General features: G+C 71.5%; 11 protein-coding genes. 7 read left to right on the forward strand and 4 right to left on the reverse strand.

Annotation, left to right across the window (positions count from 1 at the left end; all coding sequences use genetic code 11):
* Positions 1–49: 49 nt before the first annotated feature.
* Positions 50–1,690 carry an MDR family MFS transporter gene (locus tag HA073_RS07925; protein WP_064446066.1) on the reverse strand — a complete coding sequence of 547 codons (1,641 nt, stop codon included), beginning with the start codon at positions 1,688–1,690 and terminating at the stop codon, positions 50–52.
* Positions 1,691–1,811: 121 nt separating this feature from the next.
* On the opposite strand from HA073_RS07925, the gene HA073_RS07930 reads away from it, so the two are divergent.
* From HA073_RS07930 to HA073_RS07950, 5 genes are all read left to right on the forward strand, one after another.
* Positions 1,812–2,402: a TetR/AcrR family transcriptional regulator gene (locus HA073_RS07930; protein WP_166456027.1), complete on the forward strand. Its 591-nt coding sequence runs from the start codon at positions 1,812–1,814 to the stop codon at positions 2,400–2,402.
* 87 nt (positions 2,403–2,489) lie between these two features.
* Entirely contained in the window at positions 2,490–3,821 is a 1,332-nt protein-coding gene (locus tag HA073_RS07935; RefSeq protein ID WP_166456028.1) for a low temperature requirement protein A, read from the forward strand.
* 21 nt (positions 3,822–3,842) lie between these two features.
* Positions 3,843–4,907 carry an SRPBCC domain-containing protein gene (locus HA073_RS07940; RefSeq protein ID WP_064446069.1) on the forward strand — a complete coding sequence of 355 codons (1,065 nt, stop codon included), beginning with the start codon at positions 3,843–3,845 and terminating at the stop codon, positions 4,905–4,907.
* A 261-nt stretch (positions 4,908–5,168) separates the two neighbouring features.
* Positions 5,169–6,596, forward strand: a complete 1,428-nt coding sequence (locus HA073_RS07945) for a non-reducing end alpha-L-arabinofuranosidase family hydrolase (RefSeq protein ID WP_069089767.1) — start codon at positions 5,169–5,171, stop codon at positions 6,594–6,596.
* 27 nt (positions 6,597–6,623) lie between these two features.
* Positions 6,624–8,354 carry a cellulose binding domain-containing protein gene (locus HA073_RS07950; RefSeq protein ID WP_166456029.1) on the forward strand — a complete coding sequence of 577 codons (1,731 nt, stop codon included), beginning with the start codon at positions 6,624–6,626 and terminating at the stop codon, positions 8,352–8,354.
* A 62-nt stretch (positions 8,355–8,416) separates the two neighbouring features.
* On the opposite strand, the gene HA073_RS07955 is transcribed toward HA073_RS07950, so the two are convergent.
* A complete protein-coding gene (locus tag HA073_RS07955; RefSeq protein WP_166456030.1) occupies positions 8,417–9,982 on the reverse strand; it encodes a polysaccharide lyase family 1 protein in 1,566 nt (521 codons plus the stop codon).
* A gap of 330 nt (positions 9,983–10,312) precedes the next feature.
* On the opposite strand from HA073_RS07955, the gene HA073_RS07960 reads away from it, so the two are divergent.
* Positions 10,313–11,524, forward strand: a complete 1,212-nt coding sequence (locus tag HA073_RS07960) for a hypothetical protein (RefSeq protein WP_166456031.1) — start codon at positions 10,313–10,315, stop codon at positions 11,522–11,524.
* On the opposite strand, the gene HA073_RS07965 is transcribed toward HA073_RS07960, so the two are convergent.
* Positions 11,462–12,424, reverse strand: coding sequence for a DMT family transporter (locus tag HA073_RS07965; protein ID WP_166456032.1), 963 nt, complete (start codon positions 12,422–12,424; stop codon positions 11,462–11,464). The genes HA073_RS07960 and HA073_RS07965 overlap by 63 nt on opposite strands.
* Before the next feature lie 40 nt (positions 12,425–12,464).
* Here HA073_RS07965 and HA073_RS07970 point away from each other — a divergent pair, with 40 nt between their 5' ends.
* Positions 12,465–13,856, forward strand: a complete 1,392-nt coding sequence (locus HA073_RS07970; protein WP_166456033.1) for a PLP-dependent aminotransferase family protein — start codon at positions 12,465–12,467, stop codon at positions 13,854–13,856.
* A gap of 210 nt (positions 13,857–14,066) precedes the next feature.
* On the opposite strand, the gene HA073_RS07975 is transcribed toward HA073_RS07970, so the two are convergent.
* Positions 14,067–18,353, reverse strand: coding sequence for a discoidin domain-containing protein (locus tag HA073_RS07975; protein WP_166456034.1), 4,287 nt, complete (start codon positions 18,351–18,353; stop codon positions 14,067–14,069).
* Positions 18,354–18,407 lie beyond the last annotated feature (54 nt).

Here is an 18,407-nt window from a genome sequence, read left to right on the forward strand (position 1 = left end):
ACGGATCAGGGCCGCCGCCGGGGTCGGCGACGGCCCTGGGGGTACGGGCTCAGCGGCGGGCGCGTTCCTCCCGCCCGGCCGAGTCCACGCTCACCTCGTCGAAGGCGGGCGCGCCGTCGACGGCGTCCGCTCCCACCGCCACCGACCGGCCGGTGTCCGGCAGGTCGAGGCTGGAACGCAGGGTGACCGGGCGCAGCAGCAGCGCCGCCACGATACCCACCACCGCGATGGCGGCCGAGATCAGGAAGATGTGCCCCGTTGCGTCCCCGTACGCGGCCCGCACGATCTGCCGTACCGGCTCGGGCAGCGCGTCGAGGTTGAGCGTGCTGCCGCCGCCTCCGCCGGTGGTGGGGATGCCGGCCGCGGCGAGGTCGTGAGTGATCCGGTCGCTGACGCGGCGAGCGAGCACCGCGCCGAGCACCGACACGCCGATGGTGCCGCCGAGCGAGCGGAAGAACGCGACGCTGGCGCTGGCCGCGCCGATGTCCTTGAGCGCGACGGTGTTCTGCACCGCGAGCACTAGGTTCTGCATGGTCATGCCGACGCCGACGCCGACGATGAACATCGCGAGGCCGACGAAGACCAGCGACGTCTCGTGGTCGATGGTGCCGAGCATGGCGAACCCGACGACCAGCACGACCGCGCCGAACACGATGTACGGCTTGATCTTCCCGGTGGCCGTGATCATCCGGCCGGCCACGATCGAGGAGATCAACACGCCGACCATCATCGGGATGGTCAGCAGACCGGCCTCGGTCGGGCTGTAGCCGCGGCCGATCTGGAAGTACTGGCCGAGGAAGACCGCGCCGCCGAACATCGCCATGCCGACCGCGAGGCTGCCCAGGATCGCCAGGGCGGTGGTGCGCTCGCGGACGATGTGCAGCGGCACCACCGGCTCGGCGGCTCGCGCCTCCACCCAGACCGCGAGCGCGAGCAGCAGCACCGCGCCGCCGACCATGGCCCCGGTCTGCCAGGAGGCCCAGGCGAACGAGTCGTCGACGAACGAGATCCAGATCAGCAGCACGCTGACGCCGGCGGCGATGAGCGTGGCGCCCAGATAGTCGATCTTGACGTTCTTCCGGCGCACGGTGGGCAGGTTCAGGGTGACCTGGAGCAGGAACAGCGCGACCACCGCGACCGGTACGCCGACGAAGAAGCACCAGCGCCAGCCGAGCCAGGAGGTGTCCACGATGAGGCCGCCCAGCAGCGGGCCGCCGACGGTGGCCAGCGCCATGACGCCGCCCAGGTAGCCGTTGTAGCGGCCCCGCTCACGCGGCGGGATCATGGCCGCGATGGCGACCTGGACCAGCGCCTGGAGACCGCCGACGCCGATGCCCTGGAACGCGCGGGCGGCGATGAGCTGCCCGGCGCTCTGCGCGAAGCCGGCCGCGATCGACCCGACCAGGAACACCACGATGGCGATCTGGATCAGCAGCTTCTTGTTGAACAGGTCGGCCAGCTTGCCCCAGATCGGGGTGGTCGCGGTCGCGGTGAGCAGGGTGGCGGTGACCACCCAGGTGTACTGCGTCTGCGAGCCGTTGAGCGCTCCGATGATCTTCGGCAGGGCCGTCGAGACCACGGTGCTGCTCAGCATGGCCACGAAGAGCACGAGCAGCAGACCGCTGAGCGCCTCCAGCGTCTTCCGCTTGCTCATCGGGGCGGCCTCAGCCGTCACGGTGGGTGCGCTCATACGCGCGTCCTCCAGATGTGTCGATGCGGGTTGGCCGCTTCGTTGCCTCAAGCAATCAACACTAAACCTTGCCCGTCGGGCAACTTTGCCCATTGAGAAATGGGTCACCTAGGCTTGTCGCATGGAGGAGTGCACCGGGCTGCGCGAGCGGAAGAAGGCGGCCACGCGGCAGGCGCTGCACGAGGCGGCGCTGTCGCTCGCCGTCGAGCACGGCCCCGACCGGATCACCGTCGAGGCGATCGCCGACGCCGCGAACGTCTCCCGGCGCACGTTCTCCAACTACTTCAGCGGCAAGGAGGAGGCCCTCTTCCACGGCGACACGCTGCGGCTGCGCCGGCTCCTCGCGCTGGTCGCGCAACAACCGCCGCAGCTGCCACCGTGGGCCGCGCTGACCCGGGCCGCCCTGGCCCAGGCCGAGGACGGTTACGACGACCCGGCCGAGCCCTGGCTCAACCGGCGCCGGCGACTGCACGGTCACCCGAGCCTGGCCGCCCACCAGGTCGCCGCGTACGCGGCGCTGGAGCGGGAGATGGCCGCGGAGCTGGCCCGCCGGGTGACCGGACCGGACGCGGCGTTGCGGGCCCGGATCATCGCCGCGACGTTCCTCGCGTCCCTGCGGATTGCCGCCCACGAGTGGCTGGAGCGCCCCGGGCGCCCGTTGCGCGACGTGCTGCGCGTCGTGCTCGCCCTGGCCGCCCCGGCTGCCGGCTGAGCACTCCCCCGCCCGCCGCCCGGTCGGACCGGTGGAATGGCCGGCGAAAGCGGCACCCTGCCTGACCTGGGCTGACAGACTCGCCCGGTGGGTGGCGACCGGTGGCGCAAGGGGCTCGGGCCGGCGACCGGCGTCGCCCCCGCCACCCGGGTCGACCGGTTCGAGATCTTCTTCGACCTCGTCTTCGTGGTGTCCTTCTTCATCATCACGCGGGCCACCGCCGCCAACGTGACCCCCGGGGAACTGCTGCACGCGCTGCTGGTGCTCGCCGTGCTGTGGTGGTGCTGGGTGGTGCACAGCGCGGTGGCCGCCCGGCTGCGCCTCGGCGAGGGCTTCGTGCCGATCCTCATGGTGGTCGGCATGATCGCGCTGTTCACGTTCGCGCTCGCGTTGCCGCAGACGTTCGGCGACCTGCAACAGGGCAGCGCCGGGCCGATCCTGGTCACGATCAGCTATGTGGTGATCCGGGCCGTGCACACCGCGCTGTACTGGTACGCCACGCGCGACGACCCGCCGGCCCGGCGCAAGCTGCGGCTGTTCCTGCCCGAGGCGCTGGTCACCGCCACCCTGCTGCTGGTGGCGGCGCTGCTGCCGCCGCGCGTGCCGCCGGAGGTCGGCCCGTGGCTGCGCGACGGGCTGTGGATCGCCGTGGTGGCCATCCAGTACAGCAGTGGCCTGCTGGCCGGCACCGACGGCTGGAAGATCACCTCGGCCGAGCACTGGACCGAGCGGTACGACCTGATCCTGATCATCGCGCTCGGCGAGTCGGTCATCTCGGTCGGCGTGGGCGGCAACCTGCTCGGCCAGCCGGTGACCTGGCCGGCGATCCCGGCGGCGATCTTCGGCATCCTGTTCACCGCCGCGCTCTGGTGGGCGCACTTCGACATGATCGGCCCGGCCGCCCGGATCGCGCTGCACGCCGCCCAGGGTCACGCGCGGGTGGCGCTGGCCCGCGACGCGTACGCTTACCTCTACCTGCCCATGATCGCCGGGGTGATCCTGTTCGCGATCGGCGCCGAGGAACTGGTCCGCATCGTCACCGACCCGGCCGGCGGCCCGATGGAGCGCGGCCACGGCCCGGCGGTGCCGCTGCTCTTCGGCGGCGTGCTCGTCTACTTCGCCGCGAACATGGCGTTCCAGTGGCGCGCGCTGCGGACGCTGTCCTGGACCCGGGTCGGCGCCGTGGTCCTGCTCGCCGTGGCGCTGCCGGTCGGGCGGCACCTGCCGGCGCTCGGCGCGCTGGGTCTGCTCACCGCGATCTGCGTGGCGCTCGTGGCGGCCGAGCTGGTGATCTTCGCCGATTCCCGGATCGCGTTGCGCCGGCTCATGCACGAGGAGAAGTCGAGCGCCGAGGAGAGCGAGGCCGCCTGGCGGGCCCGCTGGCACGACGGCGGCGACAGCGCCCCGCACCGACCTTGACACAGGCCCTAGAGTCTCCGCGTGATCGAGATCGTCACCGAGGTCGACCTGTTCCACCCGCCCGCCCGGACCTGGCGGGCGTTGACGGAACGCGCGCTGCTGGCCAAGTGGTTCACCGACAGCGCGCCCGGGTCCGACCGGTGGATCCTCGCCACCGCCGCGCTGCCGGGCTACGACACCGACACCGAGGTCGAGACCGTCGAGCTGCGCGCGCCGCACCGGCTGGTCGTCCGCTGCCGGGAGGCCGACCGGGCCACCCGCCTGGCCTGCGACCTGGCTCCCACCGCACACGGCACCCGGCTGTCCGTACGCGAGGTGCTCGAAGAGGGCGACTGGGACGCCGACGCCCGCGCCGAGCAGCACGAGCAGGCGGTCACCGGACGGCTGCCGGCCATTCTGGACTGGCTGGCGTTCCAGAACGTGGACCTGCGCCGGGCCGAGGGCGGGCTGACCGCCGAACTGCCTGTGGTCCGGCTGCTCGGCGACGAACCCCGCCGGCCCGGACGGCGCCGGGCGCTGCTCGCGGCGGGCGCGGTCACGCTGCTGGCCGCGGCAGCCGGAGCAACGGTATGGACCACCGGCGACGAGCCGCCCGCCCCGGCTGCGCCGGCCCCCACGACGTCACTCGTCATGCCGTCCACCGCGACGCCCTCCGCGCGCCCCACGACCGCGCGGCCCACGCCCAGCGCCAGCCGCCGCAGCGAGTCGCCCTCGCCGACGCCGTCACCCACCCCCAGCCGTACGCCGAGCGCGACGCCCTCGACGGTGGCGGCGACGCCGCTGAGCGCCACCTACGAGACGGTGAACGACCGGATCTTCGGCTACCGGGGCGAGGTGGTGCTGCGCAATCCCGGCCCGTCACCGCGTCCGGGCTGGACGGTCACCGTGACGCTGCACGAGGGCGCCACTGTGGGCAGTGTCAGCGGAGCCGAGGCCACCCAGGACGGCACAGTGGTCACCTTCACCGGGGGCGCGTTGCCGGGCGGCGAGTCCGCCACCATCCGCTTCGACGTACGCGACCCGGACCCCCAGCACGACGCCCCCGTCGCGTGCACCGCCGACAACACCCCCTGCACCCCCGCCTGACGCCCCCATCCCTCTCCCCCTCCCCTTTTACCCCGTTGATCATGAAGTTAGGCCGCGGATTTGTCCGCATTGGACGCGGTCAACTTCATGATCGTCGCGTCCGGGGCGGGCGGGTGGGGGCCGCGCTGATTCGGTGGGTGCGGAAATGGGTTGTTGAGCGCATGGGAGCGCTCCCGTAACATCCCTGACGCGGCTGTTAACGCTCACAAAACAATCGCCACCGCCAATGCCAGAGCCGCCGCCCCCGCAGGAGGTCAATTCATGTCCAGATCCAGGTCAGTCAATGCCATATTGGCGTCGGCCGGCGCCGCGCTGCTCGCGTCGGCGTCGGTCGCCGTGGCGCAGCTGCCCGCCGGGGCCGCCGCCGCGGGCTGCTCCGTGAACTACGCGATCTCGTCGCAGTGGCAGGGCGGCTTCGGCGCCAACGTCACCATCACGAACCTCGGCGACCCGGTGTCGAGCTGGACGCTGACGTGGTCGTTCGGCGCCGGGCAGACGGTGACCCAGTCGTGGAACACGAGCCTGACCCAGAGCGGGTCCGCGGTCACCGCGCGCAACGTCGACTACAACGGGTCGATCCCGACGAACGGCAACACGTCGTTCGGCTTCAACGGCTCCTGGACCAGCAGCAACCCGGTGCCGACCAGCTTCGCGCTCAACGGCGTGACCTGCACCGGCGGCACCACGCCGACCGGCGGCCCGACCGGCTCACCCACCACCGCGCCACCCACCACGGCACCGCCGACCACGGCGCCACCCACGACGCCGCCGCCGGGCAACACCTGCAGTCTCCCGTCGTCGTACCGGTGGTCCTCGACCGGCGCGTTGGCGCAGCCGCGGTCGGGTTGGGTGTCGTTGAAGGACTTCACGGTGGTGCCCTACAACGGGCAGCACCTGGTCTACGCGACGACGCACGACACCGGCACGAGGTGGGGGTCGATGAACTTCGGTCTGTTCTCCAACTGGTCGCAGATGGCGTCGGCCAGCCAGAACGCGATGTCGTCGGGGACCGTGGCGCCGACGCTGTTCTACTTCGCGCCGCGCAACATCTGGGTCCTCGCGTACCAGTGGGGACCGACCGCGTTCTCCTACCGCACCTCCAACGACCCCACCAACCCCAACGGGTGGTCCTCGGCGCAGCCGCTGTTCACCGGCAGCATCTCCGGCTCCGGCACCGGCCCGATCGACCAGACCCTGATCGCCGACGACCAGAACATGTACCTGTTCTTCGCCGGTGACAACGGCAAGATCTACCGCTCCAGCATGCCGATCGGGAACTTCCCCGGCAGCTTCGGCTCCAACTACACCACCATCATGTCCGACTCCACGAACAACCTGTTCGAAGCCGTGCAGGTCTACAAGCTGCAGGGCCAGACCCGCTACCTGATGATCGTCGAGGCCATCGGCTCGCAGGGCCGCTACTTCCGCTCGTTCACCGCCACCAGCCTGAACGGCTCCTGGACCCCGCAGGCCGCCACCGAGTCCAACCCGTTCGCCGGCAAGGCCAACAGCGGCGCCACCTGGACCAACGACATCAGCCACGGCGAACTCATCCGCACCACCGCGGACCAGACCTTCACCGTCGACCCCTGCAACCTCCAACTGCTCTACCAGGGCCGCTCCCCCAACTCCGGCGGCGACTACGGCCTCCTGCCCTACCGCCCCGGACTGCTCACCCTCCAGCGCTGAGCCGGACCGTCCAGGAAGGAAGGTCGCATGAGAAGGCACAGAACGACCCGTACCGCGGTGTTGTCGGCCGGCGCGGTCCTGCTGGCGTCCACCGCGATGGCCGCGGCGCTGCCGGCCGGAGCGGCAGCCGCCGGATGCGCGGTCACCTACGCCGTGTCGTCGCAGTGGCAGGGCGGCTTCGGCGCGAACGTGACGGTCACCAACCTCGGTGACCCGGTCAACGGCTGGACGCTCACCTGGTCCTACGCCGCCGGCCAGACCGTCACCCAGGCGTGGAACGCCACCGTTACCCAGAGCGGAGCGGCGGTGACCGCCCGCAACGTCGACTACAACGGGTCCATCCCCACGAACGGCAGCACGTCGTTCGGGTTCAACGGGGCCTGGACCAGCAGCAACCCCGCGCCGACGAGCTTCGCGCTCAACGGGGTGACCTGCACCGGCGGCACGACGCCCACGTCGCCGTCCACCTCGCCGTCCACGTCACCGACGAGTTCGCCGACCACCTCGCCCAGCACCCCGCCGCCGACCGGGGCGGCGGACATCACCGTCAACACCGCCAGCCGCTACCAGACGATCGACGGGTTCGGCGCCGCCGTGTCGATCTGGGGCGGCGCCTGGTCGACGGCCGAGACGCAGACGCTCGTCGGGCTCGGCCCCAACCAGCTCGGCCTGTCCATCGTGCGTACCGGCATCTCGCCGGTGTCCGGCGAGTGGAGCACCCAGGTCAGCGCGCTGCGCACGGCGAAGTCGTACGGGTCGAACGTGAAGATCATGGCGTCGCCGTGGACCGCCCCGGCGGCCTGGAAGACGAACAACAGCCGGATCAACGGTGGCAAGCTGCGCACCGACTACTACGACGACTACGCCAACCACCTCAACAGCTACGTCCAGTACATGCGCAACCAGGGTGTGACGATCGACGTCACGTCCGTGCAGAACGAGCCGGACTGGCACCCTGACTACGACTCGATGGACTGGAGCGGCACCGAACTCCAGACCTTCGTGCGGGAGCAGGGCGCCAAGGTTCAGAACACCAAGCTGATGGTCGCCGAGGCGGTGAACCTGAACTACGGCTACACCGACCCGACGCTCAACGACGCGGCCGCCCGCAACAACATCGGCTACATCGGCGGGCACCTCTACGGCACCGAGGCGTCCGGCCGGCTGAAGCCGTACACGCTGGCGCAGCAGTACAACAAGCCGGTGTGGATGACCGAGTGGAACCTGCACGAGGCCGACGGCGGCGGCTCCAACATCTGGGGCAACCCGGCCAACGCCGCGGCCTGGAACGAGACGCTCGACGACATCATGCGCACCGTGCACAAGTCGATGGAGTCGAACTGGAGCGCGTACGTCTGGTGGTACGGCAAGCGCTACTACTCGTTCATCGGTGACGGCGAGTCCGCGTACGGCACCGTGGCGGGCGCGCCGCTCAAGCGCGGGTACGCGTTCTCGCAGTACGCGAAGTACGTGCGTCCCGGCTACCAGCGGGTCGCCCTGACCAAGAGCTCCAAGGCGTCGCCGCTGGAGGTGACGGCCTATCAGGGCGACGGGAAGGTCACGCTGGTGATCCTCAACCGGTCCACCAGCGCGGTGAACAACGCGATCATCCAGGCGCCGCAGAACGTCAGCCGGGCGGAGTACGTGGCCACGTCGCAGAACGCGAGCGCGGCGAGCCAGCCGGTCGGTGTGAACGGCAACCAGGTCACCGTGAACGTCGGCGCGCGGAGCATCTCCACCGTCGTGCTCACCCTCTGACCGGGGACACGCAACAAGGGCGGGGGCGGCCGGATCGGCCGCCCCCGCTCGTGTGTGACGTGCTAGCTGGCGTACGTCTCGAACTCGCCGACTCTCGGCGTACCGTTGGAGCTGTTGATCTTGAAGTTGATCTTCTTCAGCGAGGTCGCGCCGAAGGTGATCTGGCCGGCCCCGTTGCCGGAGGCCAGCACCGCGCCGGTGTCGTTGTTGACGAGCTGCCAGGACCCGATCGAGCCCGAGGTGCCGGACGGCTCGCGGATGACCACGCGGGAGACGGTGGTGGCCGAGCCCCACTTGATCGAGACGGTGCCGGTCGACCCGGACGGCGACCAGTAGGTGCTCAGGTTGCCGTCGCGCACGTTGCCGTAGCTGGTGCCGTCGGCCTTGCTGGACCCGTCCGCGCCGGCGCCGGAGACGAGGCTCAGGTTGGTCCCGCCGGACGGCGGCGGGGTGGTCGTCCCGGGCGGCGGCGTGGTCGGTGCGGGCGTGGTCGGCCCCGGCGTCGTCGGCGCCGGGGACTGCGGCGTGCAGTTGCCGTCGGACACCCGCAGGCCGGTGTTCGCGCCCGCCGTCTGCCGCACGATGTCCGGCACGCAGCTCGCCGCGTCGAGCCGGTACGAGTACGGGACGCTCACGGTGGTCGTCGAGGTCACGTTCGGACCCGCCGGGTAGTTGTCGGTCCCGGGCGAGGACCAGGTCACGTTGTCGAAGATGTTGCCACTGACCTGCCAGGTGCCGCGCTCGCTGGTGTAGAACGTGCCGAGCACGTCCTTGGAGTTGCGGAAGTAGTTGTTGTCCACCTTGGCCCGTGCGCCGGCCCGGGAGTTGATGCCCGACTCGTGCAGCCCGTTGTAGTGGTTGTTGAACATGTGGGCGATCCCGCCGCGCAGCAGCGGCGTACGGGAGTCGATGTTCTCGTACAGGTTGTGCTCGAACGTGATGTAGCCGTTGCCGCGGTCGCTCTCACTCGATCCGATGAGGCCACCGCGGCCGGAGTTGCGCAGGATGCTGTACGACAGCGTCACGTACTGGGTGTCGTCCTTCATGTCGAACAGGCCGTCGTAGCCCTCCGACTCCCCGCCGGACGCCTCCATCGTCACGTGGTCGACCCAGACGTTACGGACGCTGCTCTCCATGCCGATCGCGTCACCACCGTTGGAGGTGGGCGAGCCGGACTTCTTGACGTTGCGCACCGTCACGTTGCGGATGATGATGTTGCGGGAGTCGCGGATGTGGATGCCGAGCTGGTCGAAGACGGCGCCGCTGCCCACCCCGATGATCGTGACGTTGCTGATCTGCTTCAGCTCGATCACGCCGTCGGCGGTGTTGCAGCTCGATCCGGAGACCTTGCTGGTGTTGCCGTGGTTGATGGTCCCGGTCACCTCGATGATGATCGGGGTGCTGCTGCTGGCCCGGCCGCAGAGCGCGGCGTGGATGGCGGTGCCGGTGGTGGCGCGTACGGTCTGCCCGCCCGCGCCGCCGGTCGTGCCGCCGTTCTGGGTGGCGTAGCCGGTGGCGCTGCCGGCCGCCGCCGACGCCTGCGGGGACGGCAGCGCCACGGCGACGGCGATACCGACGACCGCCGTGGCCAGTGCCGCGTGGAGTCGCAGCGCGACTGGTCTTCTCATGTCGCCTCATTCCTTTTTCGAGCACGCGGGAATTGCCGCCGAGCCGCGGCAGCAACCGAATGGGAACAGTGCGGAGCCGCGACGCGATCAGGCGCGTCGCCGGCGGATGTCGTTCATCTGCGATGCCCGGGCCGCAAACGAAACATCGATGTAACGCGATCGTATGAAAGCGCTTTCGCTCAGGGCAAGAGGTAGCGTTTGCAGGTTTTTTGCACTGCTCAGGGCGGCCGGACGCCGGGGACGCCACCTTGACGGGCGGCGAGATCGATGGTTGCCTGCACCTCACCCTCGCATCGACACCCGTCTAACTCTGCCCCCACGAGGAGCGCCATGTCCCGATCCCGCAGGACCCGCACCCCGGCGGTCGTCGCCGGCGCGGTCGCCGCCGTCCTGGCCGCCTCCCCGGCCCCCGCCACGCCCCTGGCGGCACCGGCCACCGGCAACACCTGGAGCGCCGACCTGGCCGTAGTCGACTCCGACGACGTCAACGTCCGCTGGACCGGCACGGAACTGCGCCTCGCCGACCCGGCGTACCGGCCCGCGGCCCGGCGCGGCATCGCGGCCGAGGGCACGCTGCTCGTCGCGCCGCATTCACTCGCCGCACCGGCCAACCGGGTCCGGGCCGACGTCGTCGCAGTCCCCGCCCGCGACGGCGCCGTCGAGGTGGCGGCGCGCGGCTGGCGATCGGGCGCGTGGACCGAATGGCGGGCCGTGACCGGCGCCGCCGTCTTCGACCAGCCGGTCACCCGGGTGCAGATCCGGGTGGTCCTCACCGCCGACCGGCCGTCCGCCGCGCCCAGCCTGCGCACGGTCCGGCTCACCGCCGACTCGGTCGCCGCCGTCACGGCCGCCACGCCCGGCCTCACCTACCGGGTGTACGCCACCCGCGAGGGGCTGGTCGGCGGCACCACCGCCAACGGGCACGTGATCGTCTCCCGGGACCACTTCGTCGCGCTGCCCTCGTTCCGCGGCCTCGCGCCGAAGAACACCGGCGACTACACCGTGCGGATCTGCACCACCACCCGCAGCCGCTGCGAGTACGCGCCGGTCTGGGACGTCGGACCGTGGAACACCAAGGACGACTACTGGAACCCCAGCAGCACCCGGGAGATGTGGAAGGACCTGCCGCAGGGCCGGCCCGAGGCGCAGGCGGCGTACCAGAGCGGCTACAACGGCGGGCGGGACCAGTTCGGACGGGTGGTGGGCAGCCCGGCCGGCATCGACCTCGCCGACGGCACGTTCTGGGACGGCCTGCTGCTGACCGACAACGCCTGGGTCGACGTCGCCTACCTCTGGACCGGCACCGGCACCCGCGGCCGCATCGGCAGCGGGCCGCTCAACATCCGCTCCGGTCCCAGCACGAGCAACCCGGTCGTCGGGCTGGCCGCCACGTACGCCGACGTGCCGATCGAGTGCTCGGTCAGCGGCCAGTCGGTGAGCGGCCCGTACCGGACCACCACCCAGTGGAACCGCCTCGCGTCAGGACACTTCGTCAGCCACGCGTACGTCTCCAGCGTGACCGGCACCATCGCGCCCTGCTGAGGGCGACCGGCCCGGGGCGCGCGACGGTGTCGCGCCGCCCCGGGTGCGCTGGATGAGCACGACGCAGGCGAGCACCGCGCCCGCCACCACGAGCGCGCCGGGCGTGACCGCCTCGCCGAGCAGCAGTGCCGACCAGATCAGCGTGAGCACCGGCTGGACGAGCTGGATCTGGCCGACCTTGGCGATGCCGCCCCGGGCCAGCCCGGCGTACCAGGCGAAGAAGCCGAGGAACATCGACACCACTGTGAGGTAGCCGAACCCGGCCCACGCGGCGATGCCGCCGTGCGGCGGGTGGACGAAAGCGGCAACCGCCGTGACCGGCACGGTGACCGGGAGCGACAGCAGCAACGCCCAGCAGATCGTGCGGGCGCCGCCGAGTTCGCGGGCCAGCCGGCCACCCTCGGCGTACCCGAGTCCGCAGAGCACCACGGCGGCGAGCAGGTACAGGTCGGCGGGCGCCAGCGTCCCGCGGATCGAGCCGCCGGCGGCGAGGAACGCGAGCACCAGCGCCAGTCCGGCGACGCTGGCGATCCAGAACAGCGGCGGCGGCCGTTCCCCGGCCCGCAGCACCGCGAACACCGCCGTCATGGCGGGCAGCACGGTGACCACCACCGCGCCGTGCGCCGATGTCTGCGTGGTGAGCGCCAGCGAGGTGAACAGCGGGAAGCCGACCACGACGCCGAGCGCGACAATGGACAGCCGTCGCCACTGGTCCCGGGTGGGGCGTGGGGCGCCGGTGAACCGCAGGTAGGCCCACGCGAGCAGCGCCGCGCCGACGGCCCGTCCGAACGCGACGAACCAGGGGTCGAGTGTGTGCACCGCGACGCGGGTGGCCGGCAGCGACATGCTGAAGGCCAGCACGCCCAGCGCGCCGAGGGCAACCCCGCCGCCCGCTCCCACCGTTACCGTCGTTGGTGCAGTAGCGCTACTCTGTGCCGTCATGAATGATGGTAGCGCTATCGAGCGTGTCGTCCGGCATCTGGGTGCGCTGGCGGCGGACGCCGTCCCCGGCACGCGACTGCCGTCGGTACGGGAGCTGACCGCCCACCATCACGTCTCCCCCGTCACCGTCGCCGAGGCGACCCGGCGGCTCGTCGCGGACGGCCTGATCGAGACACGGCCGGGACGTGGCGCGTACGTGTCGAACCGGCGCGCCGACCCACCACGGCCGGACCTGTCGTGGCAGACCGTCGCGCTCGGCTCGCGGCGCGACGGCGAGGAGGAGATGCAGGCGCTGCTGGCGCTACCGCCGTCGGGCGCGATCCCGCTGACCGGCGGCTACCTGGACCCGGACCTCCAGCCGGCCGCCGCGCTCGGCGCGGCGCTCGCCCGCGCCGCCCGGCAACCGGCGGCGTGGCAGCGCGGCCCGGTCGAGGGACGCGCCGACCTGCGCGCCTGGTTCGCCCGAGCGGCCGGCGGGGGCCTGCGCGCCGAGGACATGGTGATCTGCCCGGGCGGGCAGGCCGCGCTCTCCACCACGCTGCGGGCGCTCACCACACCCGGCGACACGCTGCTCGTCGAATCCCCCACCTACCTGGGCGCGCTCGCCGCCGCGCGCGCCGCCGGGCTGCGGGTGGTGCCGGTGCCCGCCGACACCGACGGGGTACGCCCCGACCAGCTCGCCGCCGCGTTCGCCCGCACCGATGCCCGCCTGTTCTACTGCCAGCCGCTGCACGCCAACCCGCACGGCGCGACGCTCTCCGCCGCACGACGCACCCAGGTCGCCGAGGCGGTACGCGACGCCGGGGCGTTCCTCATCGAGGACGACTACGCCCGCGACCTCACCATCGACGGCGAGGCCCCGCCACCGCTGGCCGCCGACGACCCCGACGGGCACGTCGTCTACCTGCGCTCACTCACCAAACCGGCAGCGCCCGGCCTGCGCATCGCCGCGCTCGGGGCGCGCGGACCGGCCGGAGCCCGGCTGCGCGCCGCCCGCCTGCTCGACGACCTGTTCGTCGCCGGGCCGCTGCAACAGGCAGCGCTGGAGTTCCTGACCGCGCCCGCCTGGGACCGGCACCGCCGCAGCCTGCGCGGACAACTGCGGGCCCGCCGGGAGGCGCTGCTAGCCGCACTGAACCGCCACCTGCCGCAGCTGGCGCCGCGCGACGTCCCGCGCGGCGGCCTGCACCTGTGGGTACGCCTGCCCGACAACACCGACGACGTAGCGGTGACCACGGCTGCCGCGGCAGCGGGGGTGACAGTCTTCCCCGGCCGCCCCTGGTACGCCGCCGAACCCCCCGCCCCGCACCTGCGCCTGACGTACGCCGCCGCCCCACCCGAGCAGATGGACGAGGCGATCCGCCGCCTCTCCACCGCCCTCCCCCACTGACCGCGCAGCCTTACACCCTCCGTCGATCTTGGACTTGTGGTGCCACAGCTTGTCGGCTTCGCCCCACTATCAGAGGCGCCACAACTCCAAGATCGACGCGCCGCCCCGCAGCCCCCGCGATCTTGCACTTTGGCACCCCCCATACCAGGAGTAATCCGGCATCGCGGGGGCCGAGAGTGCAAGATCGCGGGGGTGGGAGAGGCCGCGAGGTTAGTTGCGGGTGATCGTGAACGTACTTGTGGTGTTCTTGATGTCCTGGGCGTTGTCGGTCAGGCGGAGGTTGGTGAAGGTGGCCGCGCCGACCGCGGGGCCCTGACCTGCCTCGGGCATCTCGTTGACCCAGATGCCGAAGCCGGACTTCGCATCGAACGCGTCACCGCTGCGCCGCGCGCCGGAGATCGATACGTTCGTGAGCACCGTGTCGGTGATCGGGTTCTCCGGCTGGCTGCCGTTGTACTTGGTCTGGAACATGATCCCCGAGTACGTCGGATCGACGATGTCCACGTCGCTCACCCGGATGCCACGGAACTCCTTGGACGCGGAGAACAACCACATCGCCGGGAACGTCTGCGCGCCCCAGAAGTGCCCGCCGGAGCGGATCAGCGAGATGTTCTCGAACCGGGTGGGCGGGCTGGCGCCGAACCCGACGAACGGGTAGCCGAAGTCCAGCGAGCTGATCGTGATGCCCGAGTACGTGAGCTGGTCGGCGATGTACAGGTTGCGGAACACGTTGTCGTAGCCGCCGTACACCGCCAGCCCTGCTGCCCGCCAGGTCAGCGTGGCGGTCAGGTTCTCGAACACGTTGCCGTGGTTGCCGCCGGAGCCGCCGGAGTCGGTGGCGGAGAACAACGCGAACGCGTCGTCGCCGTTGGAGCGACCCTCCGAGTTGGTGACCAGGTTGTTCGTGCTGCCGTTGGTCATGTTCACCGCGTCGGCGAAGGTGTTGCGGAACCGGCTGTCCCGGATGGTCAGCCCGTCCACACTCACCCCCCAGTACGCGCACACGGTGTGCTCCACCCAGACGCTGTCCAGCGTCAGGTCGTCCACGTCCTTCAGTTCGCCCCACACCTTGCCGGGCCCGTCGATCCGGTTGGTGTAGTTGCCGAAGAACGCCAGGTGGGCGAAGGTCGAGCCGCTGGCCGAGGACTCGACCCGGAAACCGGCGTCGGTGTTCTGCTGGTTGCGCGGCGTCTGGAAGCGGGTGTACCACATGCCGGCGCCGACGACCTGCACCGCCTTGCCGTACACCTGGAACTTCTGCGCCGTCTCGTACGTGCCGGCGGGCAGGTAGACGCCGACCAGCGTGCCGGTGGTGTCCATCCGTACCGCGTCGAGCGCGTTCTGCACGTCGGCGTGGCTGAACCCGGTCGGAACCTTGTAGCGGGCCGGGTCGGGGTTGGCGCGCGGCGACACCAGTTCGGTGTTGACGAAGTCGATCGCGTACGTGGTGCTGTTCGCCGGGTCCTTCTGGAGCCGGATCCGGCTGCCTGCCGGGACCGTGGCGTCGAGCAGCACGTTCGCCTCGTCGTACAGGTGCCGGGGCGCGCCCGCGCTCGGCGAGTCGCTGGGACCGGCCTCGGCGCCGTAGAGCCAGATGTGCTTCGAGGTGAGGCTCATCGGCTTGTGCAGCACACCGTTGACGTAGACGTTGATGGTCGAGTCGATCCCGCCGCCGCCCGGCGCGTCCGGGATGGAGTAGCGGGCCACCAGGGCGTTCGCGGCCGAGCGGGTGGTCCACTCGACGTACGCGCCGGTGGTGTTGAGCGTGACCGCGCGGCGCCCGGACGCCTCCCCGGCGAGGTCGCCGATGGTGCGGTTCGGGCCGATCACCTGCGCGCCGCCTCCGGTCGTGCCGTCCTCGGCCTCGTACGCGTCGTACGGCAGGTTCGCCCCGCGGCCGACGAACAGCGCCCGGTCGCTGGTGTTGTTCTGCCGCTTCACCGGCAGCTCGTTGCCGTCGTCGGCGAGCACCACCCGCACCGTGTACCGGCCGTTGGCGGCGGTCCACGTGCCGAGCGACACCGGTCCGGCGGTGGCACCGGCCGCGATCGTGCCGCTGTACGAGCCGGTGAGCGTGCGGACCACCGCGCCGGACTGGTCGCGCACCGTCAGCGTGATGCCGTGCGCGCCGCTCGCCGACGCGATCGTGCCCTGGTTGCGCAGCGTCACCGCGAAGGAGACGGTGGCGCCGGCGCTCGGCGTGCCGGGTGACCAGGTGACGGCGGAGGCGACCAGGTCGGAGCTGGCGACCGGGCTGACGGTCAGCGGGGTCGGGCTGGTGTAGGAGTTGTTCGCCTCGTTCTGCTCGATCACCGCGTTCGACTCGTCGACCTTCGCGGTGAGCGGGTAGCTGCCGGCGTCGCGTACGCCGATGTTGGCCGAGACAGTGCTCGACGCGCCCGCGGCGAGCGCGCCGACGGCGGCGGTGCCGACCTTCGTCGTACCCAGGTAGAGGTTGACGTCGGTGGCGGCGGAGGCCGCGGTGCCGGCGTTGCGCACGGTGGCGGACAGCGTGATCGCGTCGGTCTCCACCGGCGCGGACGGCGAGGCGGTGACCGCCGTGACGGTGAGGTCCGGGTTCGGCGCCGGGACGCCGATGACCTGGAGTTCGGCGACCTGGCCGTTGGCGGAGCCGGAGTTCGCGGTGAACTGGAGCCGGACGTCGGCTGCGGTCGCGGAGACCGGGACGGTCACCGTGTTGGCGCTGTTCGGGTTGAAGGAGTACGTGGCGGAGCCGACCAGGCTGGTGAACCCGGACGCGGACTGCTCCCGCCCGAGCACCTGGAACGTCTGGGTGCGCGCGCCCCACGCCGGGTCCGGGTTGAGCTTCACCACGACGGCGCTGATCGCGGCGTTGGCGCCGAGCGCGACGGTGAGCGTGCTCGGGTACGCGCCGGGCGCGCCCTCCCAGTACGTGGTGACGTCGTTGTCGACGGCGTTGGCGGCGGCGAACACGTGCACCATCGACGACGCGGTGGCGGGCTTGCCGACCGCCAGGTTCGTGCCGCCGGTGCTGCTGCCGGTACGGGTGACGGTGTTGCTGTTCGCCGACACGTTCCCGGCGGCGTCGCGGGCCCGCACGTGGTACGAGACGGTGGCGCTGTCCGGCTGGCTGTCCGTGTAGGTGAGCGTGGAGCCGCTGACCGTGGTGCGCAGCGAGCCGTTGGCGTACACCTCGTAGCCGGTGACGCCCACGTTGTCCGTGGACGCGGTCCAGGTCAGCCGGATCTGCCCGCTCGCCGGCTGGGTGTAGGCCAGGTTGCCGGGCGCGGTGGGCGCGACAGTGTCCCCGGTGTTGCCGGTGCGGGTGACCGTGTTGCTGTTCGCCGACACGTTTCCGGCCGCGTCCCGCGCCCGCACGTAGTAGGAGACGGTGGTCCCGGCGGGCTGGGTGTCGGTGTACGTCAGCGTGCTGCCGCCGACGATGGTGCGCAGCACGCCGTTGGCGTACACGTCGTAGCCGGTGACGCCCACGTTGTCGGTGGACGCGGTCCAGGTCAGCCGCACCTGGTCGGTGGCGGGCTCGGTGAACGCGAGGTTGCCGGGCGCGCTCGGCGCCTGGGTGTCGCCGGTGACCGGGCCGTAGACCTCCAGCTCGCCGAGCTGCCCGGCGGGCCAGGCGCTGTTCGCGGTGAACAGCAGCCGCACGTACCGGGTGGACGCAGTGGGCACGGTGACCGTCACGGTGTTGCCGCCGCCCGGGTCGAACGCGTACGACGCGGAGCCGACGAGCGTGCCGAAGGTGGAGCCGTTCGTGCTGCCCTGCACGGTGATCGTCTGGGTGCGTGCGCCCCAGCCGGACGGCAGCCGCAGCACCAGCCGGTTGACGCTGGTGGCGGCGCCCAGGTCGGCCTGGATCCACTGCGGGAACGCGTTGTTCGGGCTCTCCCAGTACGTGGCCGCGTTGCCGTCGTTGGCGTTGCCCGCGCCGTACACGTCGGCGTGACCGCTCTCGGTCATGGTCCGGCCGAGCGCCAGGTTGGTCGAGGAGGTGGCCGCGCCGTACACCTCCAGCTCGGCGAGCTGCGCGGCGGCCCAGCCGGTGTTCGCGGTGATGAGGACCCGCAGGTAGCGGGCGTCGGTGGCGGTGAAGCCGAGCGTCACGGTGTTGGCGGCGGCCGGGCTGAACGAACGGGCGGCGGGCGCGACGACTGTGGTGAAGCCGCTGCCGTCGGCGCTGGCCTGCACGGACAGCGTCTGGTTGCGGGCCTCCCAGGCGGCAGGGAGCTTCAGCACGACCTGGTCGACGGCGCGGCTGGTGCCGAGGTCGACCTGGGCCCACTGGGGCAGCGCGCCGCTGCTCTCCCAGTAGCTGCCCTGGTTGCCGTCGGTCAGGTTGGCCGCGACGTAGGGGCCGTTGACGCTGCTGGCGGTGGCGGTGCGCCCGGCGGCGAGGTTCGGGCCGCCGGCGGCGAGGGCCGGTGGGGCGGGGGCCGCGGTGACGACCAGGCCGACCGCGGCGAGCACCGCGACGATTCCGGTACGGAGTCTGGACATGGTGGACGGACACCTTCTTCCCGGGGGAGGTGGAGAGGCGTTCGGGGGTGGGGG

Source organism: Micromonospora sp. CMU55-4 (genome assembly GCF_011602315.1).
GTDB lineage: Bacteria > Actinomycetota > Actinomycetes > Mycobacteriales > Micromonosporaceae > Micromonospora > Micromonospora chalcea.

Bases quoted from the DNA above. Each gene is read 5' to 3' on its own strand.
- HA073_RS07925 (WP_064446066.1), bottom strand. From the start codon at position 1,690: ATGAGCGCACCCACCGTGACGGCTGAGGCCGCCCCGATGAGCAAGCGG.
- HA073_RS07930 (WP_166456027.1), top strand. From the start codon at position 1,812: ATGGAGGAGTGCACCGGGCTGCGCGAGCGGAAGAAGGCGGCCACGCGG.
- HA073_RS07945 (WP_069089767.1), top strand. From the start codon at position 5,169: ATGTCCAGATCCAGGTCAGTCAATGCCATATTGGCGTCGGCCGGCGCC.
- HA073_RS07950 (WP_166456029.1), top strand. From the start codon at position 6,624: ATGAGAAGGCACAGAACGACCCGTACCGCGGTGTTGTCGGCCGGCGCG.
- HA073_RS07955 (WP_166456030.1), bottom strand. From the start codon at position 9,982: ATGAGAAGACCAGTCGCGCTGCGACTCCACGCGGCACTGGCCACGGCG.
- HA073_RS07960 (WP_166456031.1), top strand. From the start codon at position 10,313: ATGTCCCGATCCCGCAGGACCCGCACCCCGGCGGTCGTCGCCGGCGCG.
- HA073_RS07970 (WP_166456033.1), top strand. From the start codon at position 12,465: ATGAATGATGGTAGCGCTATCGAGCGTGTCGTCCGGCATCTGGGTGCG.
- HA073_RS07975 (WP_166456034.1), bottom strand. From the start codon at position 18,353: ATGTCCAGACTCCGTACCGGAATCGTCGCGGTGCTCGCCGCGGTCGGC.